The following is a 23,901-nucleotide window of genomic DNA, read 5'->3' on the forward strand; positions in this document are numbered from 1 at the left end:
CCGACCATGAGTCGCTCGCCCTGCACCTGCCGAGCGACGGCACCGTGCCCGCGCTCCGCGCCGTCCTCGACGCCCTGGACGACGCGGCGATCGAGGCCACGCGGCTCACCGTGCACAGCGCCGGCCTCGACGATGTCGTCCACTCCCTCATCGGCATGCCCCCGGCGGGGATCGGGCTGCCCCAGTCGGGCATCGAGTTCGTCGCGTCGAACGACGAGCTCGCCTGCCGCAAGTCCTCGCCCCGCAGCCCCCGCAAGCCCCGCAAGTCCCCCCGCGGCGACGCGGGCTGAGCACCCCCGGGCCGCGCGACCGAGGCGGTCGCACGGCCCATGCCCGCACGCGGGTCAGGACCCCGCCGGCCTCACGCCGCCGCTCGTCCCGGCCGTCGCGCGGTGAGCAGCGGCAGCTCCCTCGCGCCCGTCAGCTCCGGGTTCGCCATCAGTACGGGCGGGTTGTCCGGGTCGGTCCGCAGGTCCGGGTAGCGCTCCAGGAGGATGCGGAGCGCGATCCGCCCTTCGAGCCGCGCGAGCGGCGCCCCGAGACAGAAGTGGATGCCCCGGCCGAAGGCGAGGTGAGGGTTGGGGTCGCGTCCGGGCCGGAAGTCGTCCGGGCCGAAGAAGACGCGCTCGTCCCGGTTGGCCGCGCCGACCCACAGCGCGAGCGCCTGCCCGGCGGGCACCCGCCGCCCGCCAAGATCGACCTCCCGCGTCGTGGCCCGGTAGAAGACCTGGAAGGGCGTCAGCAGGCGCAGCGACTCCTCGATCACGGCGGGCAGCCCGTCCGGGTCGCGCCGCAGCGCATCCCCGTACTCCGGACGGGCGTCCAGACAGAGCACCGTGTTGCCGAGCAGCATGGTCGTGGTGACATGCCCCGCGACGAGCAGCAGTTGGGCGAAGTTGCCGAGCGCCGCCGGGGACAGCCGCTCGCCGTCGACCTCGGCCTGCACGAGCAGGGTGAGCAGGTCCTCCCGAGGATGGCGCCTGCGGTCGTCGGCGTGCTCCGTGAAGTACTCGTTCATGCGGCGCCCCAGATCGAGGGCCGCGGCGACCTCGTCCGCGCCGATGTCGCCACCGCCCCCGCCGCTCCCGTCCCCGGTCGCGCCCACCGCCGTCGGCGCCTGCTCGCGCGGGAAGATCTCCTCGCTCCACTGCCGGAACAGCGGGCGGTCGGACGCGGGGACGCCCAGGAGTTCCGCGATGACGGTCACCGGCAGCGGATGGGCGAGGTCGTCGACGAGCTCCAGCGCGCCGCGTTCGTCGGCCCGGTCGAGCAGTTCGTGGGTCAGGACGCCGATCCGGGGTGCGAGGCCCGCCACCAGCCTCGGCGTGAAGGCCCGGCCGACCAGCTGCCGGAGCCCTCGGTGGGCGGGCGGGTCCATCTGGGTGAGCAGGCCGCTCTTCTCGTAGTCCGGGGCGTCGGGGGCGAGTTGGCGGACCGTGTCGGACGAGTAGGTGGCGGGGTCGGAGAAGACCTCGACGACCTCCGGGTAGCCGTACACGTTCCAGATCCCGGTCCGCTCGTCGAGGGCCACCGGCCGCTCGGGGCGGGTGCCGCGGAGCCAGAAGTGGGCCGGGGGCGCGCCCCATTGGTCGGCGAGAGCGGTGAGGGGCGCGGGGCGCAGAGAGTGGTAAGTCATGATATTTCACCTGTTTCATGGCGTGCGGAGGCACGCTCCGCGGGTCGAGGACCACGCGGCAGGAGGGTGGGGGGAAGGCGACGCGTCGGGGCCGCGGGCCCGCTGCGGGCGGGCGGCGGCGCTCAGCGCGTGCGGGGCGCGCGCTCAGTGAGGGTGCGGTGCGCGCTCAGTGCGCAGGCGGTACGGAGGGTGCGAGCAATACTCGGCCACGTACCGCCGCCTGATCACGGGCACGGGAAACGGCCGGGGCGTCCGGACACGCGGCGAGGGCACGGGTTCCGGGAACGCGGCGAGGGCACGGTGTCGGCCACCGCGCCCTCGTGCTGCCGTCAGGCGCCGTGGTCAGGCGCGGCGTATGACGATGTCGCCGCGGCTGGTGACGGCGTGTATCTCGACGGCCTCTTCCGGCAGCTCGGGTGCGTCGGACGCGCCGAGCGAGTTCCGTACGTGACCGACCTTGGTGTGCACGTCGAGCCAGGCGGCGGATCCTTTCCGCACCCCGATCTCCAGCTCGCCGGCGGCGGCGCGCAGTTCGACGCGGCCGCGGGTCACCTCGCCGACGCGGATGTCGCCGGTGACGGAGCGGGCGGTGACGTCGTCGTACACCCGGCCGATGCTGATGTCGCCGCGGTTGACGGTGGCCCGCAGTCGGCCGGTGACCTCTTCGATGTCGGTGTCGCCGCTGGAGTTCTTCAGGGTCAGCACGCCGTCGATGCGGCCGATGCGGATGTCCCCGGAGGCGACCCGGATGTCGGCCTCGCCGATGGCGCTGCCGACCGTGACGTCACCGAAGCCGCTGTTGAGCTGCAGCCGTCCGGCCCGCTCCAGCTGGATGCGGCCGTGCCCGGTCTTGAACTCGCACTCCCCCAGCTCGCCCTCGCTGTAGATGTCGGCCATGGTGGCATCCCCCGACACCCTTGATCCGGCGGGCAGTTCGACCGTCACGTCGACGGAGCCGCCGGAGCCGAAAAGGCTGCGCCGGCGCGGGGTCCTGATGAGCAGCCTGCCCTGGCCGTACTCGACGCGGGTCTGTTCGGCGGCGCTGCGGTCGTTCTGGCTCAGTCCGTTGCTCGGGCTGACCTCGACCACGGTCTCGGTGCGCGCGCCCGCAGTCAGGCGCAGGAGGCCCGCGTTGAGCTGCAGGGCGACAGAGATGGGCTCGGGGGTGTCGAAGGTTGGCATGGCTGCCCCGTCCTATGGGTCTGTCGGGCGTCCCCGCTGGTGGGACGGCTGAGGGAGGGTGACACTGCGGTGCGGGCGGCGCTCAGCCGACCCAGCCGGTGTAGCTCCGGCCGCCGCGGCCGGCGGAATGCCCCGGTCCGGCCTGGGGGGCGACGGTCCTTTCCTCGGGTTCCAGGGCCGTCGATATCGCCCGTACGAGCCAGGCGTTGAGCGAGAGTCCCTCCTGTGCCGCCGCCTTCTCGGCCCGCAGCTTGAGGCCGGAGGGCAGGCGGAGGTTGATCCTCACCGTGGTGCGGTGGTCCTCGGCGGACAGGGCCGGGGGCGGCACCCGCGCCGGGGCCGGTCCGGTCGGGACCGCCTCGGGCGCGGCGCGGTCCACCCAGTCGTCGACCGCGGCCGGTGTCACCACGAACTCGGGCTCGCGGCCGCGCAGCCGTACGTCCACGGAGCCTGGTGCCAGTTCGCCCGTGATCTCGCCCGCCGCGTCGGACAGCGCCTGAAGCAGCGTGAGCCGGGTCGCCGACTCGAGCTGGGCGCTGAGGCGCTCGGCCATCGCCCGCGCCTCCTCGCCGTCCGCGTCGGCTGCGACGGACAGCTCCCTGCGGAGGTAGTCGACGTAGGGCGTGAGATCCATGACGCCACTATGGCATCACGATGGCGCCATTGCAAGCCGACATGGCTCACGACTGGCGCACCGAGGCGGCCCGGCGGCGCCAGTAGACCTTGACGCGGGCTCCGGCGGATCTCACGGCGGGGCTCGGACGGCCTCCTGGTGCGGAAAACCGGAAGGCCGCCCACCGGTTGGTGGACGGCCTGCTCGGTCGGTGCCGGTGCGGTGGTCTCAGACCTCGCCCTCGCGCCGCACCCGGTCGAGGACGCCGGGCAGCGCGCGCAGGAACGCCGTCACCTCGTCCTCGCCGACGATCAGCGGCGGGGCGAGCCGGATGGTGTCCGGCAGGGCGGCGTTCACCAGGAGTCCCGCGTCCTGGGCGGCCTGCTGCACGCGCGGTGCGACGGCATCGGTCAGGACGATGCCGAGCAGCAGACCGGCGCCGCGGACCCGGTCCACCAGCGGGTGCCCGAGTGCCTCGATGCCCCGGCGCAGCGCCTCGCCCTGGCGCTTGACGTGGTCCAGGAGCCCGTCGCCGTGGATGGTGTCGAGCACCGCGAGCGCGGCGGCGCAGGAGACGGGGTTGCCGCCGAAGGTGGTGCCGTGCGCGCCGGGCACCATCAGCTCGGCGGCCGGGCCGAACGCGAGCGTCGCGCCGATGGGCATGCCGCCGCCGAGGCCCTTGGCGAGGGTGAGGACGTCCGGCTCCACGCCGTGCGCCTGGTGCTCGAACCAGTGGCCGGTGCGGCCGATGCCGGTCTGCACCTCGTCGAGGACGAGCAGCGTCCCGGTGGCCCGGGTGATCTCGCGGGCCGCGGCCAGATAGCCGGGCGGCGGTACGACCACGCCGTTCTCGCCCTGGATCGGCTCGATGACGACGAGCGCGGTGTCCTCGTCGACGGCCGCGCGCAGCGCGTCGGCGTCACCGAACGGCACATGCGTGACATCACCGGGCAGCGGCTCGAACGCGGCGCGCTTCGGGGGCTGGCCGGTGAGGGCGAGGGAGCCCATGGTGCGGCCGTGGAAGCCGCCCTCGGTGGCGACCATGCGGCGGCGGCCGGTCAGGCGGCCGATCTTGAAGGCCGCCTCGTTCGCCTCCGCGCCGGAGTTGGAGAAGAAGACCCGGCCGGAGCGCCCGGTCAGCCGGAGCAGCCGCTCGGCGAGCCGCACCGGCGGCTCGGCGATGAACAGGTTCGAGACATGGCCGAGCCTGCCGACCTGCTCGCTGACGGCACGGACGACGGCGGGGTGCGCGGTGCCGAGGGAGTTGACGGCGATCCCGCCGAGGAAGTCGAGGTACTTCCTTCCGTCGGCGTCCCAGAACGCGGCGCCCTCGCCGCGCACCAACGGCACCCTCGGCGTGCCGTAGTTGTCCATCAGCGACGCCTGCCAGCGCTCGGTGAGCTTGGTGTTCCCGCGCTCCCCCACGGCGTCGCCCGTGACGCCGGTGTCGCTCGTTGCCTCGTTCATACCGTCCCCTCCGTGCCGGGCACGCTCATCGCGCCCTCTCCTGGGCCGCCCCGCTCATCGCAGGTCGTCTTCGATGTCCGGCATGACCAGCGTGCCGATCTCCTCGCGCGTGAACATCTCGAGCAGCACCGAGTGCTGGACCCGTCCGTCGATGACGCGCGCGCTGCCCACGCCGTTGCGGACCGCGTGCAGGCAGCCTGCCATCTTGGGGACCATGCCGTCGGCCAGCTCCGGAAGGATCTTCTCCAGTTCGCTGGCGCTGAGCCTGCTGATGACCTCGTCGCTGTGCGGCCAGTCCGCGTACAGGCCCTCGACGTCGGTGAGGAAGACCAGCGTGTGGGCGTTCAGGGAGGCGGCGATGGCGGCGGCCGCGGTGTCGGCGTTCACGTTGTAGACGTGGTCGTCGTCGACACTGCGGGCCACCGGTGAGATGACCGGGATGCGGCCGTCCGCGAGCAGCGCCTCGACGGCGCCGGGGTTCACCCCGGCGATCTCGCCGACCCGGCCGATGTCGACCTTCTCTCCCTCCTCGCCCTCCGGCCAGTGCTTGGTCGCGGTGATGGTGTCCGCGTCCTCGCCGGTGAGGCCGACGGCGAGCGGGCCGTGCTGGTTGATGAGGCCGACGAGCTCGCGCTGGACCTGTCCCGCGAGCACCATCCGGACCACGTTCATGGCCTCGGGCGAGGTGACCCTGAGGCCGGCCTTGAACTCGCTGTCGATGTGGTGGAGCTTCAGGGCGGCGCTGATCTGCGGGCCGCCGCCGTGCACGACGACCGGCTTGAGGCCGGCGTGCCGCAGGAAGACGACGTCGTGGGCGAAGGCCGCCTTCAGCTCGTCGTCGATCATGGCGTTGCCGCCGAACTTGATGACGCAGATCTTGCCCTGGTGGCGGTTGAGCCACGGCAGCGCGTCCATCACGGACTGCGCCTTGACCAGTGCGGGGTGCTCCTGCGTGCTGATCCTCATGACGAGTACGCGCTGTTCTCGTGGACGTACTCGGACGTCAGGTCGTTGGCCCACAGCGTGGCGCGCTCGGCGCCCGCCGCCAGGTCCGCGGTGATGACGACCTCACGGCCGGACATGTCGACCGCGGTGCGGTCGGCGCCGATCGAGCCGTCCTTGCAGACCCAGACGCCGTTGATGGCGACGTTCAGACGGTCCGGCTCGAAGGTCGCGGACGTGGTGCCGATGGCGGAGAGCACGCGGCCCCAGTTGGGGTCCTCGCCGTGGATGGCGCACTTGAGGAGGTTGTTGCGGGCGATGGAGCGCCCGGCCTCCACGGCGTCGTCCTCGGTGGCCGCGTTCACGACGTCGATGCGGATGTCTTTCGACGCGCCCTCGGCGTCACCGATGAGCTGGCGGGCCAGGTCGTCGCAGACCTGCCGGACGGCGTCGGCGAACTCCGCGTACTCCGGAGCCACTCCGGCGGCGCCGGAGGCCAGCAGCAGCACCGTGTCGTTGGTGGACATGCAGCCGTCGGAGTCGACCCGGTCGAAGGTCACGCGGGTCGCCGCGCGCAGCGCCTTGTCCAGGACGTCGGTGTCGAGGTCGGCGTCGGTGGTGAGGACGACGAGCATCGTGGCGAGGCCGGGGGCGAGCATGCCCGCGCCCTTGGCCATGCCGCCGACCGTCCAGCCCTTGCCCTCGACGACCGCGGTCTTGTGCACGCTGTCCGTCGTCTTGATGGCGACGGCCGCCTTCTCGCCGCCGTCCTCGGAGAGTTCGGCGACGGCGCTCTCGACGCCCGGCAGGAGCTTGTCCATCGGGAGCCGGACGCCGATGAGGCCGGTGGAGGCCACGGCGACCTCGCCCGCACGGTGCCCCTCCAGGCTCGCCGCGACCTTCTCCGCGGTCGCCCGGGTGTCCTGGAAGCCCGCCGGGCCCGTGCACGCGTTGGCGCCGCCGGAGTTGAGGATGACGGCGCTGACCGCGCCCACCCTCAGGACCTGCTCGCTCCACACCACGGGGGCGGCCTTCACCCGATTCGAGGTGAAGACACCGGCCGCCGAACGACGCGGGCCGTTGTTCACGACCAGGGCCACATCCGGATTACCGCTGCTCTTTATTCCGGCCGCGACGCCTGCGGCCGAAAAACCTTGTGCTGCCGTGACGCTCATGGCTCTACTACTCCTATAGTGGAAGTTCCCAGTTTCCCGGGAAGGCCGAGGGGGACCACCGACAATGACATGACCCGAGCCGCCCCATTCCTCGATTCTGGCGACTGGGTGCCGTGAATACACAACTCCCCTTCCGCCCTTTCCCATTGAACGCCCCACATCGCTGATCTGGCAGTTCATCGATGTGTCACCGGCACTGCCGGGCGTGGCCGCCCGACAACCCGCAACAAACTACAGGCAATTCAGGCTTTCGGCACCGGGCTGTCCTGTCCACGGGACAGCGGGCCATCGGCACCGTCCGTGCCGGGAACCTTGTGCATGGCCCGCACGGACCGCCGCAGAACCAACCGAGTAGCTTCGGGAGCGCAGTTCACGGTCGCGCTCGAAGGTGGCGGGCCCGAAATTTTTCACGGAATTTTGATCCGGTCGCAGTGAATACTTCACGGGACCACCGCAGTACGCCCCGGTCCATACCGACAATTCGTCGGCGAGCAGCCGGGGCTGGACGCCGGGCTTGCCCGCGGCCGATAATGGCGAGGCTGGTGGACTGTGTCCGCCGGCACCTGGAACGAACGGCTTCCGCCGGGAAGTCATCGTGTACGGCTTGAAATGGCTTGAAATGGAGTGGACATGAGCAGCAACCCGTTCGACGACGCGGATGGCCAGTTCTACGTCTTGGTGAACGACGAGGAGCAGCACTCCCTGTGGCCGTCGTTCACCGAGGTCCCCGCCGGCTGGCGGGTGGCGTTCGGCGAGGCCGGCCGCCAGGAGTGCCTGGACTACGTGGAGCAGAACTGGACCGACCTGCGGCCCAAGAGCCTGCGTGACGCGATGGCGGCCGACCAGGCCGCGTAGGGCCGTGCGGCGGGCGCGCTCCTGAGCGACGCCGAGCAGCCGTGAAGGGGCGGGCCCCGGTGCTGGGAAGCACCGGGGCCCGCCCCTTCACGCGTACGCGGCCCCGCCCCGGACGCGCGCATGCGAACGGCCCGTCGGTGGGGGCCGACGGGCCGTCCGGAACAGGGGTGGCTCAGACCTTCTCGCCGACGCCGCGTCGCTCGACGATCGAGTCGGCGATCTCACCGCTGCGCACGGCGATGTTCGACAGCAGGGACGACGTCAGACCGTGCGTGTGCTCGGTGCCGCCCTGGAGGTAGATGCCACAGGACAGGTCGCCGGTGGTGACGACGCGGTAGTCGCGCTCCACCTGGTGGCGGCCCTCCTCGTCGCGCAGGCAGAAGCCGTCCAGGTCGCCGAGCAGGCGGGTGGCGTCCATCGTGGCGTAGCCGGTGGCGAAGACGAGCGCGTCGACGTCCATCTCCTGCTCGGTCTCGCCGTCCAGGAGCGAGTGCAGGACGACCCGCGTGTCGTTGCCGGAGCGCTTCACTTCCTTGACCCGGGTGAGGTTCAGGAAGTGCAGCCGCTGGGCGCCCGCGACCTCCTCCTCGTAGGAGCGGCGGAACAGCTCCCGGATCACGTCGTCGTCGACGACGGAGTAGTTGGTGTTCTTGTGGTACCGCCAGAACGCGTCCCGCGTCTTCTCGGTGCCGAAGTAGTAGTGGTCGACGGCGGTGGGGTCGAAGACCTGGTTGGCGAAGGGCGTGTCGTCCGCGACGGAGTAGCCGTAGCTCGGCAGGATCGCCGAGACCTGGGCCTGCGGGAGCATGTCGTGCAGGTACTTGGTGATCTCGGCGGCGCTCTGGCCGGCGCCGACGACCGCGACGTTCGTCAGCTCCTCGGGCTTCATCTGGGCGTACTTCGCCAGGAACTCCGAGCTGTGCCACACCCGCTCGTCGCGCTCCATGCCGTCGGGCATGCGCGGCACCAGGCCGGTGGAGACGGTGATGTTGCGGGCCTTCACCACGCGCGAGGTCCCGGCGACGGTGTCACGGACGACGACCTCGAGGATCTGGTCGTCCGCGTCGGACTCCGCCGCCAGACGGATCTCGGTGACCTCGGAGTTGTACGAGACGCGGTCGCGGAAGCTCGCCTCCGCCCACTCCAGGTACTGGTGGAACTCCTGGCGGGTCGGGAAGAAGTCCTGGTTGTTCACGAACTGGACCAGGCGGTTCGAGTCGTGCAGGTAGGACACGAAGCTGTAGCGCGACAGCGGATTGCGGAAGGTCGCCAGGTCCTTCAGGAACGAAATCTGCATCGTCGCCTGCGGGAGCAGCATGTTGCGGTGCCAGCCGAAGGCGGCCTGCCGCTCGAAGAAAGCAGCCGTGATCGGCTGCTCCGAGGTATTTGACTCGTGTTCCTCCAGGGCGATGGCGAGGGACAGGTTGGACGGGCCGAACCCGATCCCGACGATGTCGTATATCTCGTTTTCACGCGTACCCATAGATATTCTCCCGCTGATGTAGCTTCGACTGGGACTTCCGCAGCTGCGACGACGGCATTGCGGTTATCCAAGAGGACCTTGGTCGGAAATGCTGCGGTCGGAAATGCTGCCAACTCTCGTCTGACGTGCGGCTGATGGTCTCGAACATCTCGACCGGTGGTCCGGGAGACACGCATTAAGTATTGCGCTGGAGAACACCGCCACGCCAACTTAGAGGGGCCGGACTGACCTTTCAAGAGGCCCCGGCCGCACCGTCTGCCGGGCACCGCTGTCCTGCCGACAGGACAGCCATGTCGGCTCGTCCATAAATTTGGTTGTGCCTCTCAAAGCGCTGGTAGCGTCGGCGACTTGGCACCATACCGTGAGTGAGATTAGCGAAAGGGTGAACTCCGGATGTTCGTTCCCAGTCAGTACCGCCAGCCGGACAGTTCGTGGATGCTGGATCTGATCCGCGGCAATCCGTTGGCGCTCTTTGTGAGCAACGGCAGTCCCGAAGCCGGGCCGTTCGCCACACATCTTCCGGTGATTCAGGATCCGGAGTGGACCGGCGAATGGTCGGACGACCTCTCGGGCGGTCGGCTGCTCGGACATATGAACCGTGCGAACCCGCACTGGAAGGCGCTCGAGTCGGGCAGCGTGAATCTCCTGACGTTCACAGGACCGCACGGCTATGTGTCGCCGACGGTCTATCAGGTGACGCCGGCCGCGCCGACGTGGAACTTCACCTCGGTGCATGTCCACGGTGTCGTCGAGAAGATCGAGGGCATCGAGAACACCCTGGAGGTGGTGAAGTCCACCGTGCGCACCTATGAGGGTGCCTTCGGCGACGGCTGGGACATGTCCGAATCGCTCGACTATTTCCGAAAGATCGTGCCCGCCGTCGGCGCGTTCCGCATCAAGGTGACGGGCGCCGAGGGCATGTTCAAGCTCAGCCAGGAGCAGCCGGACGAGGTCCAGGACCGCGTGCGGAACTCCTTCGGCGGCCGCGAGTGCACCCGCCACCAGGCGACGGCCCAGCTCATGAGCAAGCTGCCGTAGGTCCGCACCCGCCATAGCTTCCGCACAGCCGTTCCGCTGCCGCGGACCGTTCGACGGGCCCCACACACCCTTCTCGCTCACGGGACTTCGGGGCCCGCCGTCCAGTCCGCGGCAGCGGCTCGGCGTATCCGCGCCGACACGTGCCGACGCGCAGGAACCCGCACTCCCTCTCCGGAGTACGGGCCCTGCGCGTCGTATATGCGTCCGCCGAGGTCAACTGCCCTGATCTCGGCGGACGTTGGCCATGTCAGGCCAGGGCGCCCGGTACCTCAGGCACTGATTCCGGCCTGCTCCCGCTGCTGTGCCGCCTCGTCCTCGACGAGCGCGCGCTCGGCGGCGTTGTCGAGGGTCGCGAGCACCCACTGCTCGAAGTCGATGCCGGACTGCTCCGCGGCCTTGTGCCACCACTGGAGCCTGCTGCCGGGAACAGCGAGCCGCCGCATCGTCTCGGGCGTCTGCGTTCCGTCGCGTGCCTCGTCCTCACGGGCGACGCGGATGGCGCTGCGCAGCTGCTTGGTCGTCCACTGCATCTGCTCGGCCCGGTCGAGCCACAGCTCCTGCTCGTCGATCGGCAGCGAGGCCAGCTCCGCGTGGTGCTGGAAGCTGAGCGCCGCGCGCCGTCGGCTGAAGTCGAAGCGCCGGGACACCCACGCGTAGTTGCGCAGGGTCTGGTACTGGAGCCCGGCGGCGCGAATGCCGCGCTGGTAGCGGTCGGTGTAGTGGTCCTTGCCGTATACCAGCCAGTCCCCGAGCCACCAGGAAGAGGAGTTGACAATTCCGGAGAGCTGGCGGCCTGCCCGCTCCCAGTCCTCGAAGGTGAGACCGGCCGGCATCTGCAGGCCCACCTTCGTCGTCAGCACCTGGCCACGACGCTCGTCCACCGCTGCTCTTCGCTGCCGCGGCACCGCGCTCGCGTTGCGGCGGAAGAGCACAACCTTCGAGTCCTCGAGGTCGCTGACCTGGTTCGTCATCATGCCTCCATGTGAAAGAACATCGAACGAACGCGGACACAACGGTCCGCATTCGAACTGGAAAATGCCATGCGGGTATGGCAGCCGTGTCCTGACCCGGGAACGGGTCGGAAGCCTTCGCGCATCGCGAGGCACAGGCTGGCCAATCAATCACAGCCGATCGGCCGGATGAGGGCTCTCTCAAGCCACTCGCCGAGTCGGGTCGTCAGAGTTCCGTCAACTCATTGCTGGATCCGTCGGCGTGGCACGTGCGTGTACGCCGTCGGGCCACCCTCACCGCTCGAGGGGGCCGCCGGCACAGAGCACAGGCAGGTCCGGCCGTTCGGCGCATCCTTGAGGACTGCGCGGAAGGCATTCAGTCGGCATGTGTGTGGATTCGTACATCAACTACTCGCCCCGTTCAACTACTCGCCCCGTTCGCCTCGACCACGACCTCCGCGTCCTCGGGACGGCCGACGTGTCCCCCATCGGTACCGATGCCCCGGTTTCGCAGTGGTCTCTTCCAAAGGCCTACCCGAGTAGAACCCGACACCTGTTGGAGATTCAAGGAAGAGGCAGTCGCTCGTCGCGACTTTTCGAAGTTCGAACAAGATAGCCCAGCATCGCTATGCCTGTCCTGGTGTGACGCAGCTCTCTCAGGACTCGGGCAGCGGGGGCTTTACCGATCAACTTCCGCCACTGGCGGCAGGAATTGAGCCAACTGTACCGCGAAGGGAAACAGTTGCAGAAGAGAAGGGGGCGTGCAGAAGGCGGGGGTCCTTCGTTGAGTTGGCGAGCCGGATTCAGGGCAAACGGTGATGGTCCGTCACCATTGGCGCCTATTAGACGAATCCCAGGGCCGCTAGCGAACTCTAGCATTTTCCATACGGACCCTTAACACGAGTATCAGCCACGCTCTCGCCGCGGTGGCCGAAGAACACCCCGTGCGACAAGTCGCCGACCGGCTATGCGGAGTTGGCTCCACAGGGACGAGCGCTGAGGTGCGCGCGGAGAGTCGCGGTGCGAGCGGAGGGGAGGGCGGGGCCCGACGGGTGCCCGAAGGGCACCCTCGGAACCACGGTGGAGCGGCCCTCGGAATGCCGTGCTCCGGGGCTCGAATGCCCGGAAGCTGGAATTCCAGATCCTCTCCGTGGAAACCGTCCGGCAGTTGGTGCCGAACCGGAGCCCGAACCGGAGAGATGGAGTCCGCTGCTTGCGCCCTCGCGGACGGGGTGCGCGAACCCGATTTGCTGCCGTGGTTGCCACATCAGTCACGCCCGCAGCAAGATGGTGCGACGCGCTCTCGGATCCTAGACTCGACGCTCGGCAGCTGCCGCTCAGGGACGTCCGGGAGGGATCGCAGCATGGTTGTGCCCTGCGCATTGCCAACATCGGCTCCGGGCGGCGAGGTGCCCGAAACCCACCTCGCCTCTCCTTTCGGCGACTTCACCGACCAGGTCTTCCAGAATCTGCGCCGCGCCGATCAGCGCAGGTGGGCGGGGGCCTATGTGGCGGGTCTTCTCATCACTCCCGGGAAGAAATCCGTGCGCCGCCTCGCCGGTGCCGTCTCCGCGTCCCCCACCGCCGTGCAGTCCCTGCGCCAGTTCGTGAGCCTGAGCCCCTGGGACTGGGACCCCGTCATGGAGGAGCTCACGCGCTGGGCCGAGAACCACGGCCGGGTCTCCACCTGGGCGATCGGCCGCGCGGTCCTGCCCAAGCGCGGCGACCGGTCGGTGGGCGTGCACCGCTACTTCGACCCGGTCTCCGGCCGCACCCTCAACTGCCAGCTGGGGCTCGGCGCCTTCCTGGGCATCGACGCCCTGCACGTCCCGGTCGACTGGCGGCTGCTGCTCCCGGCGCCCTGGACCGAGGACGCCCAGCTGCGCCGGCGCGCGCGCATACCCGACGACGTCGGCCACCGCCCGCTGTGGGCCCAGGCCCTGGACCTGGTCGACACCCTGGAGGCCCGCACCGCGCCCACCCCCGCGCCGGTCGTCGCCGACATGAGCGACGACCCCGACGTGACCCTCTTCCTGCGCGGACTCAGCCAGCGGGCCCGGGACTTCGTGGTCGCCGTGCCCCAGCACCTGAAGGTCCTGCCCGTCGGCGACCGCACGCCCGGCTCCCCGGAGCCGGTCAGCGCGCGGAGCCATGTCTCCTCGGGGAACACCGACTCCGTCCTCGTCACCGCGCCGGACGGCCGCCGCCAGCACACCCGCGTCCGGTCGGTGCTCGTGCGCCTGCCGGGGGCCAGGCCGGGCGCGACGCCTGAATATCCCTATCGACTATTCACGGAAGTGCTACCGGAAAGTCGCCCGGGATCCATGTGGCTCACCAGCCTGACGCACCAGCGACTCGACAACGTTGCCTCACTCGCCACCCACCGGACCCGGACCACCACCGCCGTCGCGGGCATGGAACGCCACTTCGGCCTCCTCGACTTCGAGGGCCGTTCCTTTCCCGGCTGGTATCACCACATGACGCTCGTTTCCGCGGCGTACACCTATCAGCGGCTCACGCACCGGCCCGTGCCGCGGCATATGCCGTGCTGTCCCGCGCCGCTTCCCCGAAACCATCGGCAACGGCTGCACTTGGTCTGACGACCGCACTGGATTGACTCAAATTCAGGAGCCGTCCGGCATATTCATGACGGGCGCGGGACTGTCGCACGATTGCCACCTGACCGTCGCACGACGGTCACACGACTGCTACATGGTGACTGCAGCGAAACCGATTCCCGTGTCCCCTACGCGAATTGACGCAATTGACTGCGAGTCAGCCCGGACTTCGCGCTTTCCGCGGGGCGCGGCTCGCCTAGAATTGCGGCGCGGTACGAGGAGGGGCGTTCATCCGGCGCACCGGATCGGCGTGCCTCGCGTACCGGAATGCCCGGCGTGCGCGCCGGAAGGGTGCGGCCCTGGAGACCGCCGGGGGAGGTCGGTCTCCAGGGCCGCGGGATCGGTACCGGCGTGCGGCAGCACGCCGGCCCGAAGTCTGTGGCCGCGATGCGGCCGGCTCACCCGGCCCGCGGGTCAGTTCACCCAGCCCGTGTAGCGCTGGGAGCTTCCCGGTGCGCCGCGCGGCACGCGGCGCTCCGCGTGGCGGCCGCGCTCGTCGAACTCCAGCATCGCCGACACCGCTCGAACCAGCCATGCGTTGACCGACAGGCGCTCGCGCCCCGCGGCCTCCTCGATCCGGGTCTTGAGGTGCTCGGGCGGACGGAAGTTGATGCGGGAGGTCGCACCTTCCTCCCCGTTCACCGTCACTGGCGCCAGTGACACCAGTGATGGCGCCACCCCGTTGTGCGGGTGGTCGAAGTCGTGGTCGACCTCATCCTCGAACGGCCGGTCCGGCGGGGGCGGCGTCACGACGAACGTCGGGTCGAGCCCCCGCAGGCGTATCTCGACCGAACCGGGGGCCAGGTCGCGGGTGATCTCGTCCGCGGCGGCCGACAGCGCGTCAAGAAGCGTCAGACGGACAGCGGAAGCCAGCGGTGTGACGAGGCGTTCGGCGAGTTCTCGCGTCTCCTCGTCGCCCGCCTCCACTGCGACCGAGAGCTCCTGGCGCAGGTTGTCGACGTACCGCGTGAGTTCCATGGCGCCATCGTCGCACCACTATGGCGCCACGCGCAAGCTTTCGAGGCATCACTCTCGCGACTTTTGGCACCGCGTGCTGCCGCCGGGGCCAGGAGCCGGTTTCCGGTCAGCCCCGCCGCCCCGGTCGGCCGCGCCGGAGCGCCAACCCGTGGCGGGAATGAGGCGTGTGACTTACGCTCGCCGCCCCAGGCGCACCACACTGGACCTCCACGCCCAAGGGCCGGAGCGCGACGAGGAGTTGGTGAGATGTCCACGCAGTCCCCCGCGGGATCCGACCGGGCGACCAGGGAAGTGATCGACGCCTATCTGGCCCGGCTCGCGGAGCGGGACCTGGACGGCGCGGTGCGGCTGTTCTCCGAGTCGGCGGAGTGGGTCGCGCCGGGCTCGCCGGACGTCCCCTGGTCGGGGAACCGGACCGGGCGGGCGGGGGTCCAGGAGTTCTTCACCACCCTGCACGCCTATCTGCAGCCCGAGGAGTTCACCGTCACGCACATCGTCGTCGACGGCGAGCAGGGCGTGATCCTCGGCCACCTGCGCGACACCGTCAAGGCCACCGGCGCCCCGCTGACCACGCCCTTCGCCGCCCATCTCACGGTGGTCGGCGGCCAGGTCACGCGCTACCACCTGTTCGAGGACACCTACGCACTGCACCGCGCCGCGACCGGCGCCTGACCGACCCGCGAGAGAGGCACGCCAGATGACCCCCCGTGACCGCATGCCGTCCCATCCGGTGGTGAGCGCCTTCGTGGACGCGGTCAACGCCCAGGACCCCGCGGCGCTGTGGACCGTGCTCGCGAAGGACGCCACCGTGATCGACGTGGGAACCGAACGCGACCTCGACGCGTGGGTGGAACGTGAGCTGTTCTCGTCCCACGCCCGGATGGAGGTGGTGCGGGAGTCGTCCGACGGTCTGTCGGTCACGGCCCGCTTCCACAACGACATCTGGGGCGACATCGACACCGCCTGGGAGTTCTCGGTGTCCGAGGGTGTCATCCGGCGGTTCGTCGCCGGACCCGCCTGAGCGTCGGGTCCGGCGGGAGACCGGGCGTACCACCGGACGGACCGCGGCCGGTGCGCCCCGCGGGTCCACGACCGGTCCGCCGGACGGACCGCGCGGCAGAGGGAATCCGACTGAGCGCAGGGAAGCCGAGGGAAGAGGGGCAATGGCGTGAGCCGCACCCCCGGACCCGAGGTGGAGCAGGCACCGAAGGAGTCGGTGCGGATCCGCCTCCTTGGCCCGGTGAGCGTGGAGGTCCGGGGCCGTCAGGTCGGCCTCGGGCCGCAGCAGCGCGCACTCCTCGCGGCCCTCGCCCTCGCCCGCGGCCACCCCGTCAGCACCTCCCGGCTCGCCGAACTCCTGTGGGAGGGTGAGGCACCGGACGGCGCGGTGAGCGCCCTGCGCACCCACGTCCTTCATCTGCGCCGCATCCTGGAGCCGGGCCGCCGCGCCACCTCCGGGTTCGAGGTCCTGGTCAGCGCGGGGGCCCGCAGCAACACCAGCTACACCCTCCAGGTGTCCGACGAGCAGGTCGACGCCCTGCGCTTCGTCCACCTCACCGACCGGGCCCGCAAGGCCGCCGCCGACGGAGACGCCGACGCCGTGGTGGCGCTGCTCGACGAGGCCCTGTCGCTGTGGACCGGCCCCGCCCTGGAGGGTGTCAGCGACCGCAGCTTCGCGCTCGCCGAGGCCGAACGCCTGCAGGAGCTGCAGCTCGTGGCCCGCGAGGACCGCCTCGACGCGCTGATCGAGCTGGGCCACTACGAGCAGTCGGTGGCCGAACTGACCACGCTCGTCAGTGAGTTCCCGCTGCGCGAGCGGCTGCGCTGCCAGCTGATGCTGGCGCTGCACCGCTCCGGCAGACAGGCGGAGGCCCTCGCCTCGTACCGCGACTTCTACCACCTCCTCGACGCGGAAGTGGGCATCGAGCCCGGCCGCCCCCTCAAGGAACTCCACCAGCGCGTCCTCTCCGGCGACCCGGCCCTCGCCCCCGCCCCCGGCGCCCCGACCGCGCCCCCCGTCCGGCCGGTGCCACGTCAACTCCCGCCCGACGTCGCCAGCTTCACCGGCCGCTCGGACTATCTGCGCCAGCTCGACACCCTCCTCGCCCGGCACGAGGCGGGCCCGGGGCAGACGCTGGTGATCTCCTCCGTGTCCGGCATGGCGGGCGTCGGCAAGACCACGCTCGCGCTGCACTGGATGCACCGGGTCGCCGACCGCTTCCCCGACGGACAGCTGTACGCGAACCTGCGCGGCCACGCCCAGGAGGGGCCGACGACGGCCGACGAGGCGCTCGGGCAGCTCCTGCGGGCGCTGGGCGTCGACACCGGGCATCTGCCGGAGAGCACCGACGAGAAGGCGGCCCTGTACCGCTCGCTGCTCGCGGGCCGGCGCATGCTGATCCTGCTCGACGACGCGGCCGGGCTCGCGCAGGTGCGCCCGCTCCTTCCCGGCTCGCCCACCTGCTTCGTCGTCGTCACCAGCCGTAACGACCTGCGGGGCCTGACCGCCTTCCACGACGCCCACCGGGTCAGCCTCGGCGTCTTCGGCGAGGAGGAGGCCCTCGCGCTGCTCGCCCGCGTCATCGGCGCGGACCGGGTGCGGCACGAGCCGGAGGCCGCCGCCGAGGCCGTCCAGCTGTGCGGGCTGCTGCCACTGGCCGTCAGGATCGTCGCGGCCCACCTCATCGGCGACCGGCATCCGCCGATCGAGGAGGTCGTACGGCGGCTGCGCGGCGGCGACCGGCTCCGCGAGCTGACCCTGGACCAGGAGGAGCACACGGGTGTACGCGGTGTGCTCGCCCTGTCGTACCGGTCGCTGTCCGCCGCCGAGCAGGAGCTCCTGCGGCTGCTCGCGCTCGCCCCGGGCCCCGGGATCTCCGCCCCGGCCGCCGCCGCCCTCGCCGGGACCGACCTGCCCGCCACCGCCCGGCTCCTGGACCAGCTGGTCGCCCGCAGCCTCCTTGAGAGCCACCAGCCGGGCCGCTTCCATCTGCACGCCCTCGTCGGCCTGTTCGCCCAGGAGCGGGCCCGGGAGCAGGACAGCCCCACCGCCCGCGAGCGCGCCGTCGGCCGCCTGCTCACCTGGTACCTGGCCACCGCCGAGCAGGCCGCCCACCTGCTGTACGGCACCTTCTACTCCTGGTACGCGGCCGACCCGCCGGAGGCCGACGGCTCCCCCACGGCGCCGCTGGTCTTCCGGGGCGCCGCCGAGGCCCTCGCGTGGCTCGACGACGAGCGGGCCGCGCTGCTCGCCTGCACCCGGCACGCCGTCCGGTACGGGCCGCGCTCCTTCGCCTGGAAGTCGGCGCTCGCCCTGCACGGGCACCTCATGGAGCACGGGCGCCGCACGGACTGGCTGCGGGCCGCGCACGCCGGGCTCGGGGCCGCCGAGGCCGCGCACGACGACCACGCGCGGGCGGTGATGCACTGGAGCATGTGCTACGTGCTGTGGGAGCTGGCCCGGCACGACGAGGCGCTGTGGCACAGCGCGCACGCCGAGAGCCTGTTCGCGCGGACCGGGCAGCCCGTGGAGACCGCCGGAGCGGTGCTCGGGCTCGCCGCCTCGCACCGCGAACGCGGCGCCCTCGACCAGGCCGCCCGCGAGGCCGAGCGGGCCCTCGCCCTGTACGCCGGCAGCGGGCAGCCCGCCGGTGAGGCGTGGGCGCTGTGCCTGCTCGGCTTCGTCCGCCTCGACCAGGGCCGGCTCACCGTCGCCCACCGGCACTTCGGCACGGCCCGTGCGCGCGCCGAGGCCTCGCGGGACCAGCACACGGTGATGCTGTCCCTGTGGGGGCTCGGCGCCGTCGAGCACGCGCTCGGCGCGGCGGACGAGGCGCAGCGCCTCCTCACCCGGGCGCTCGCCGCGGACGGCAGGCTCCTGTTCACCTACGCGGCGGAGGGCGCGCTCAACGCCCTCGCGGTGGTGTGCAGGGACGCCGGGGATCCGCGGCTCGCGCTCAAGTACGCCGTCGACGCGCTCGGCGTCACGCACCGCACGCACCGGCGCCTCGTGGAGCCGGAGGCCCTCACCACCATCGGCACGGTGCTGCTGCGCCTCGACGACGCGCCCGGCGCCCTCGACCACCACGGCCGGGCCCTGGAGGCGGCGCGCGCGGCGGGCTGCCGACGGGCCGAGGCCGGGGCGCTTGTGGGGCTCGCGGCCGTGCACCGGCACCTGGGCGACCACGGCGAGGCGCTCGCGTGCGTCCGCCGTGCCCTCGCCGCGGCCCGGCAGTCCGGGCTGCGCCTCGCCGAGGCCGACGCGCGGGCCGAGCTGGCCCTGGTGCATCTGGCGCTCGGTCAGCCCGCCCGGGCGGCGCGTGCCGTCGAGCGATCCCTGCGGCTGTACCGGGCCGCCGGCCACCGGCCGGGCCTGGCCCGCGCCCTGGAGGTGGAGGCCGCCGTGCGGCGCGCGGACCCCGGGCTCGGCGCCTGCCCTTGAACACCCGTGGTGCGGCGATCGTGCGTGCCGCGCGTCGGGGCGCGGGCGGGGTGCGCGGACAGCCCCTCAGCCCAGCGCCCGTACCCCCGCCGTGACCGCCGCGGCCACCAGGATCACCAGCGGCACGGGGGCCTTGAGCCGCCAGGCCACCAGGGCTCCGGCGAAGCCGGCGAGGCGGGCGTCGAAGGTCATGCCGTGCGCGCCCGCGGCGCCCACGAGCTGGGTGACGACGAGGACGGCGAGCAGCGCGGGCGTCAGGTACTCGACGAACCGCGGGAACCAGACGGGCAGTTCGCGGTCGCCCATGACGAGGGAGCCCGCGCCCTTGATGAGGAAGGTGGTCGCCACCAGGGCGCCGACGACGATCCACGGGTCGCTGCTCATCGGGACCTCCACGTCCACACGACGGCGATGACGCAGGCCACGGCGATGGCGGTGTCGGGCACGGCGACGGCGGTGAGGACCGCGGCGCAGGCCGCCGCGGTGGCCGCCGCCGTGCGTTTGGACCCGGTGCCGAGGTGCGGTGCGAGCAGCAGGAAGAACAGGACGGGCGAGACGGCGTCCAGGCCGTAGGTGAGGATGTCCACGGCCTTGAAGGGGCCGATCGCGCCGAGCAGGGTGCCGAGGACCCAGCCGAGCCAGAGGACCACCCCGGAGGACAGCAGCCGCACCCGGTCGAAGCGGCCGTCCGCGTCGCTGGCGATGGCCCAGGACTCCTCGATGACGAGCTGGGACTCGACCGCGCGGCGGACCCGGCCGCCGCGCAGCGCGGGCAGGATGGCGAAGCCCATCACCAGATAGCGCAGGTTCAGGAGGGTCCCGGCGACGGCCGCCGCGGCCCAGCCTCCGCCGTTGACGATGACCGACACGGCGGCGAACTGCGACGAGCCGACGAACACCAGGCCCGACATGGAGGTCGCGGCGAGCGCGCCGAAGCCCGCGCCCTTGGCGAGGACGCCGAAGGAGATCCCGAAGGCGAAGATCGCGACGGTGAACGGCACGGCGGCCCTGGCCCCGGCGGCCCAGGCCGCGCGCCGCCCGCCCGCCGGAACCGGCCGGGCGGGCCCGGCCCCGCGGTCCGTCATCCGCGCCCGCTCTCCGTCATCCGCGCTCGCTCACCGCGGGGGCGGGGCGGCCGGGCGGCGCCGGGCACCCCTCCTCGCCCCGCACGATCCGTCCGTACGCCGCCGCGAGGGCCGCCCCGACCGGGCCGAGGGGGAACCGCAGGGAGTCGACGGCGGTGACGGGCTGGACCTCGTACGCCGTGCCGGTGAGGAACACCTCGTCGGCGCGGGCGAGTTCGGCGGGGGCGAGGTGGCGTTCGACGACCGGGAGTCCACGGTCGCGGGCGATGTCGATGACGGTGCGGCGGGTGATGCCGTCGAGGACGCACTCCGGGGGCGGGGTGTGCAGCTCCCCCGCGATCACCAGGAACAGGTTGGCGCCGGTGGCCTCGGCGAGGCGGCCGCGGTGGTCCAGGAGCAGCGCGTCGTCGTGGCCCGCCGCCTCGGCCTCCTGTCCGGCGAGGGCGCCGATGGCGTAGAGGGCGGCGGTCTTGGCGCTGATGGGCGCGGTGTCGGGGGCGGGGCGGCGCCAGCGCGAGGTGTGCAGACGGATGCCGCGGGGTCCTTCGGTGAAGATCCGCGGCCAGGGCCAGGCGGCGATGGCGACGTGCACGCCGTTGTCCGGCGCGACCAGGCGCAGGGTGTCGCTGCCGCGCCAGGCGACGGGGCGTACGTAGCCGTCGGTGAGGCCCGCGACGGCGACGGCCTCGGCCGTGGCGGCGGCGAGGTCCGGGACGGACCAGGGCAGTGCGAAGCCCATGGTGCGGGCCGACGCGGCGAGCCGGGCGGTGTGCTCGTGGAGCTTGAAGACGCGGCCTCCATAGGCCCGTTCGCCCTCGAAGACGCTGCCGCCGTAGTGCAGTCCGTGGCTGAGGACGTGCAGCCGGGCCTCGCGCCAGGGCACGAACGCGCCGTCGCACCAGATGACGCCGTCCCGGTCGTCGAGGGGCGCCGCGGGCGCGGCGCGGGTCATGTGGCGAAGCCCCGCTCGGCGTAGGGGAAGCCTTCGAGTTCGTTGGCGGCGACGGTGTCGTCGCGGCGGGAGGCGTAGTAGATGCGGACCTCGTCGATGAGTCCGGCGTCGTCGAAGCGGTAGACCTCCGCGCCGCGAAGGACCTTGCCCAGGCGGGGCTTGAAGGCGGTCCACTCGCAGACGGCGGTGCGGCTGTGCTCGTCGGCGTGGACGGCGTCGACGGCCCAGTGGGAGTCGTTGGCCCGCACGTCGGCGCCCCAGCGCTCCACGATGGGGTCGATGCCGGGGACGGGTCCCGACATCCCGTGGGCCAGGTAGTGCACGACCCGCTCGGACACGCACTGGGCGAACAGGTCGCGGTCGACCTTGTTGCACGCCTCGAAGTACTGCCGCACCGCGGCTTCCATCGCGGCCCGGTCCAGCGTGGCCCGCTCACGGCTTCCCATGGCTGCTCGCCCTCTCGTCGTGTTCGTTCGTCCGGACACGGCCCGCCGCGCCCCGCTCACAGCTCCGCCGGCGCGAACCGCAGCGGCGGCAAGGACATCAGGTGCTCCCGTGCCCGCAGCAGCGTCCGCTGGTCGCCGGTGAAGGCGTAGCGGTCGCCGTCCGCGCCCTCGGGCAGCTGGGTGCGTACGAGTTCCTTGGCCGCCGCGCGGTACTCCGCCGGGGTGCCGACGGACGCTTCCATACCCTCGACCGCGTCGACCAACTCCCGCAGTCCGCCGAGGGCGCGGTCGAGGTCCAGGCGCAGCCGCCCGGCGCGGTCGGCGGTGAGCGCGCGGCGGGAGCGGAGCCAGGAGTAGAGGAACACGCCGGTGCCCGCGTCGAAGTTGCGGACGGCGTGCGCGTCGAGCGGGTACCGGAACACGCGCTCGAGCAGGACCATGGCGATCTGCTCGTCGGCGTAGGGGACGGCGGGGTCCGTGTGGCAGGCGAGCACGGTCTTCGCGTCGACCTTCAGCTCTTCGAGGAGGCCGATGAACCAGTTCATCTTGAGCTTCACGTGCCGGTCGAGGGGCCACCGGCCCTGGTGGTGGAAGTAGTCGTGGAGATATCCCCACAAGGCGCGGGCCTGGTAGCACACTTCGGGGTCGAGTCCGGCCGAGTGCTTGGGCACGGATTCGGCGGTGAGCACGGACTGTGCGGACGGCAGGGCGAACGTCTCGTGAATCCGGCGGAATTTGTTGAAGAAGAAGATCGCGTAATTCTGTTCGGTGACTCTGTCGTGGGCCGCGACATTCTCGGGGAAGAAGACGATGCAGTTGCCCTGGGCGAACCCCGCGCTGCCCGCGAGCAGGACGGTGGCCTGGCAGTTGTTCTTGGGGTGCGGATAGGGGACGGCGAGTTCGGAAAGGGCGTCGGGTTCCTTGCGGCGGACGAGGAAGAACTCCAGGCGCCGGCCCACCGGCGGGGCGCTGTTGGTGGTCTGCACGGGGGCGAGGAACGCCGCCCAGTCGCCGTCGGCGGGGGCGGTGAGGGCGTCACGGCTGCGGGCGAAGTGCGGCGGCGTGTCGAGGCCCGCGGCCAGCCAGTCGTCGATGTCGGCGGCGAGCGCGTCGGCCTGGGCCGTGCGGCCGTGTCCGGCGAACCAGCGCACGGCCTCGTCCTTGACGGCGAGCAGCCGGCGGCGGTCGTCGGGGTCCGGGGCGGGGACGGTGCCGTCGTCGCGCTGGCGGGTGCGGAAGTCGTCGATGCGGGGCAGCAGGCCGTGGCCGAGGCGGGTGGCCTCGTCGAGCAGGTCGTCCCGGAGGCGGTGTGCGGCGTGGGTGCCGGTCATCGGCCGGACTCCCGTACGCGGTGGCTGGGTTCCCGTAGGCGGCGGGCGGGTTCCTGCACGTGGTGGACGGTGAAGACCATCGGCACCTCGCCGAAGCTGCGGACCACCCGCAGGCCGTGGGCGCGCGCGGCGACGACGGTGGTGACGCAGGCGTCGGCGCGGCCTGCGGCGCAGTCGATGGCGGCTTGGGCGTTGCTGGTCACCAGGCGCCGGGCGCCGCGGTCGGGCACGAGCCCGGCCGGGGCGGGGTGGGTGGCCACGGTGCGGGGCTCGGCGCACGCTCCGGGCGGGGCGGCGAGCACCATCTCGTGGGTGGGCCACAGGAAGCAGTCGACCATGCGGCAGGTGCCCAGGTTGCCGAAGACGAGGGTGTGCAGCTCGGGGTAGACGGCGCAGGCGAGCAGGGCGTGTTCGCCGGTCCTCGGCACGCTCTCCATGGCCTGTTCGAGGGAGGTGTGCAGGACGACCTGTCCGTGGCCGGCGCGTCCGTGCCGCCGCAGCCACAGGTGGGCGGCGGTCTCCAGGTTGGTTCCGGTGGGGCCGAGGGTGTGCAGATACCGGATCTCGTCGATCGCCGACGACGGCGCCCACGGCGGAGAAGCAACGCTCAATTGTTCCCCCGTCATCATTTCCACTCCCTCTTGAATTTCTCCCGAAATTCTCCGGTCGTGATGGGGCAACGCCCGGAACGTGTGCCGCCGGTTCAGGT

The 23,901-nt window shown here is 71.6% G+C and carries 21 protein-coding genes; 6 read left to right on the forward strand and 15 right to left on the reverse strand.

Going from position 1 to position 23,901, the window contains the following annotated elements; all coding sequences use genetic code 11:
* Nucleotides 1-361: 361 nt before the first annotated feature.
* The 6 genes from AB6L24_RS05705 to argJ form a co-directional block, all read right to left on the reverse strand.
* Nucleotides 362-1,636, reverse strand: a complete 1,275-nt coding sequence (locus tag AB6L24_RS05705) for a cytochrome P450 (protein ID WP_405652779.1) — start codon at nt 1,634-1,636, stop codon at nt 362-364.
* Nucleotides 1,637-1,978: 342 nt separating this feature from the next.
* A complete protein-coding gene (locus AB6L24_RS05710) occupies nt 1,979-2,818 on the reverse strand; it encodes a DUF4097 family beta strand repeat-containing protein (RefSeq protein WP_405652781.1) in 840 nt (279 codons plus the stop codon).
* 82 nt (nt 2,819-2,900) lie between these two features.
* Entirely contained in the window at nt 2,901-3,452 is a 552-nt protein-coding gene (locus tag AB6L24_RS05715) for a toxin-antitoxin system HicB family antitoxin (protein ID WP_405652783.1), read from the reverse strand.
* Between the two features lie 207 nt (nt 3,453-3,659).
* Nucleotides 3,660-4,898, reverse strand: a complete 1,239-nt coding sequence (locus tag AB6L24_RS05720) for an acetylornithine transaminase (RefSeq protein WP_405652785.1) — start codon at nt 4,896-4,898, stop codon at nt 3,660-3,662.
* A gap of 54 nt (nt 4,899-4,952) precedes the next feature.
* Nucleotides 4,953-5,864 (reverse strand): acetylglutamate kinase, encoded by a 912-nt coding sequence (gene argB, locus AB6L24_RS05725; protein ID WP_405652788.1) that lies wholly within the window; start codon nt 5,862-5,864, stop codon nt 4,953-4,955.
* Nucleotides 5,861-7,015 (reverse strand): bifunctional glutamate N-acetyltransferase/amino-acid acetyltransferase ArgJ, encoded by a 1,155-nt coding sequence (gene argJ / locus AB6L24_RS05730; protein WP_405652790.1) that lies wholly within the window; start codon nt 7,013-7,015, stop codon nt 5,861-5,863. The genes argB and argJ overlap by 4 nt, the downstream gene beginning before the upstream one ends.
* A 630-nt stretch (nt 7,016-7,645) precedes the next feature.
* Between argJ and AB6L24_RS05735 the strand changes: the two genes are divergently transcribed.
* On the forward strand, nt 7,646-7,870 hold the full coding sequence (locus AB6L24_RS05735) for an MbtH family protein (protein WP_190118303.1): 225 nt from the start codon (nt 7,646-7,648) through the stop codon (nt 7,868-7,870).
* Between the two features lie 172 nt (nt 7,871-8,042).
* On the opposite strand, the gene AB6L24_RS05740 is transcribed toward AB6L24_RS05735, so the two are convergent.
* Nucleotides 8,043-9,353, reverse strand: a complete 1,311-nt coding sequence (locus AB6L24_RS05740) for a lysine N(6)-hydroxylase/L-ornithine N(5)-oxygenase family protein (RefSeq protein ID WP_405652792.1) — start codon at nt 9,351-9,353, stop codon at nt 8,043-8,045.
* 393 nt (nt 9,354-9,746) lie between these two features.
* On the opposite strand from AB6L24_RS05740, the gene AB6L24_RS05745 reads away from it, so the two are divergent.
* Nucleotides 9,747-10,391, forward strand: a complete 645-nt coding sequence (locus AB6L24_RS05745) for an FMN-binding negative transcriptional regulator (RefSeq protein ID WP_385725128.1) — start codon at nt 9,747-9,749, stop codon at nt 10,389-10,391.
* A 269-nt stretch (nt 10,392-10,660) separates the two neighbouring features.
* Here AB6L24_RS05745 and AB6L24_RS05750 read toward each other — a convergent pair whose 3' ends face one another.
* A complete protein-coding gene (locus tag AB6L24_RS05750; protein ID WP_289943971.1) occupies nt 10,661-11,365 on the reverse strand; it encodes an LmbU family transcriptional regulator in 705 nt (234 codons plus the stop codon).
* A 1,385-nt stretch (nt 11,366-12,750) separates the two neighbouring features.
* Between AB6L24_RS05750 and AB6L24_RS05755 the strand changes: the two genes are divergently transcribed.
* On the forward strand, nt 12,751-13,941 hold the full coding sequence (locus AB6L24_RS05755) for an IS701 family transposase (RefSeq protein WP_405652795.1): 1,191 nt from the start codon (nt 12,751-12,753) through the stop codon (nt 13,939-13,941).
* 432 nt (nt 13,942-14,373) lie between these two features.
* Here AB6L24_RS05755 and AB6L24_RS05760 read toward each other — a convergent pair whose 3' ends face one another.
* Nucleotides 14,374-14,937 (reverse strand): hypothetical protein, encoded by a 564-nt coding sequence (locus tag AB6L24_RS05760; RefSeq protein ID WP_405652797.1) that lies wholly within the window; start codon nt 14,935-14,937, stop codon nt 14,374-14,376.
* Between the two features lie 246 nt (nt 14,938-15,183).
* Between AB6L24_RS05760 and AB6L24_RS05765 the strand changes: the two genes are divergently transcribed.
* The 3 genes from AB6L24_RS05765 to AB6L24_RS05775 all read left to right on the forward strand — a co-directional run bounded on the left by AB6L24_RS05765 (nt 15,184) and on the right by AB6L24_RS05775 (nt 19,378).
* Nucleotides 15,184-15,609, forward strand: coding sequence for a nuclear transport factor 2 family protein (locus tag AB6L24_RS05765; RefSeq protein WP_405652799.1), 426 nt, complete (start codon nt 15,184-15,186; stop codon nt 15,607-15,609).
* 25 nt (nt 15,610-15,634) lie between these two features.
* Entirely contained in the window at nt 15,635-15,958 is a 324-nt protein-coding gene (locus AB6L24_RS05770) for a nuclear transport factor 2 family protein (protein WP_405652801.1), read from the forward strand.
* 147 nt (nt 15,959-16,105) lie between these two features.
* On the forward strand, nt 16,106-19,378 hold the full coding sequence (locus AB6L24_RS05775) for an AfsR/SARP family transcriptional regulator (RefSeq protein WP_405652804.1): 3,273 nt from the start codon (nt 16,106-16,108) through the stop codon (nt 19,376-19,378).
* A 66-nt stretch (nt 19,379-19,444) separates the two neighbouring features.
* Here AB6L24_RS05775 and AB6L24_RS05780 read toward each other — a convergent pair whose 3' ends face one another.
* From AB6L24_RS05780 to AB6L24_RS05805, 6 genes are read right to left on the reverse strand one after another with little or no spacing between them, the layout of a single operon-like run.
* Nucleotides 19,445-19,762, reverse strand: coding sequence for an AzlD domain-containing protein (locus AB6L24_RS05780; RefSeq protein ID WP_405652807.1), 318 nt, complete (start codon nt 19,760-19,762; stop codon nt 19,445-19,447).
* A complete protein-coding gene (locus AB6L24_RS05785) occupies nt 19,759-20,463 on the reverse strand; it encodes an AzlC family ABC transporter permease (RefSeq protein WP_405652810.1) in 705 nt (234 codons plus the stop codon). The genes AB6L24_RS05780 and AB6L24_RS05785 overlap by 4 nt, the downstream gene beginning before the upstream one ends.
* A 16-nt stretch (nt 20,464-20,479) precedes the next feature.
* Nucleotides 20,480-21,415 carry a branched-chain amino acid transaminase gene (locus AB6L24_RS05790; protein ID WP_405652812.1) on the reverse strand — a complete coding sequence of 312 codons (936 nt, stop codon included), beginning with the start codon at nt 21,413-21,415 and terminating at the stop codon, nt 20,480-20,482.
* Entirely contained in the window at nt 21,412-21,861 is a 450-nt protein-coding gene (locus AB6L24_RS05795) for a nuclear transport factor 2 family protein (protein ID WP_405652814.1), read from the reverse strand. Before AB6L24_RS05795 ends, AB6L24_RS05790 begins: the two co-directional genes overlap by 4 nt.
* A 56-nt stretch (nt 21,862-21,917) precedes the next feature.
* Nucleotides 21,918-23,192, reverse strand: a complete 1,275-nt coding sequence (locus AB6L24_RS05800) for a DUF6421 family protein (protein ID WP_405652816.1) — start codon at nt 23,190-23,192, stop codon at nt 21,918-21,920.
* Complete coding sequence (locus AB6L24_RS05805) at nt 23,189-23,803, reverse strand: bacilysin biosynthesis protein BacA (RefSeq protein WP_405652818.1); 615 nt, start codon at nt 23,801-23,803, stop codon at nt 23,189-23,191. The genes AB6L24_RS05800 and AB6L24_RS05805 overlap by 4 nt, the downstream gene beginning before the upstream one ends.
* Nucleotides 23,804-23,901: the final 98 nt, after the last annotated feature.

The organism is Streptomyces sp. RK9 (assembly GCF_045070545.1).
Taxonomy (GTDB): domain Bacteria; phylum Actinomycetota; class Actinomycetes; order Streptomycetales; family Streptomycetaceae; genus Streptomyces; species Streptomyces alboflavus.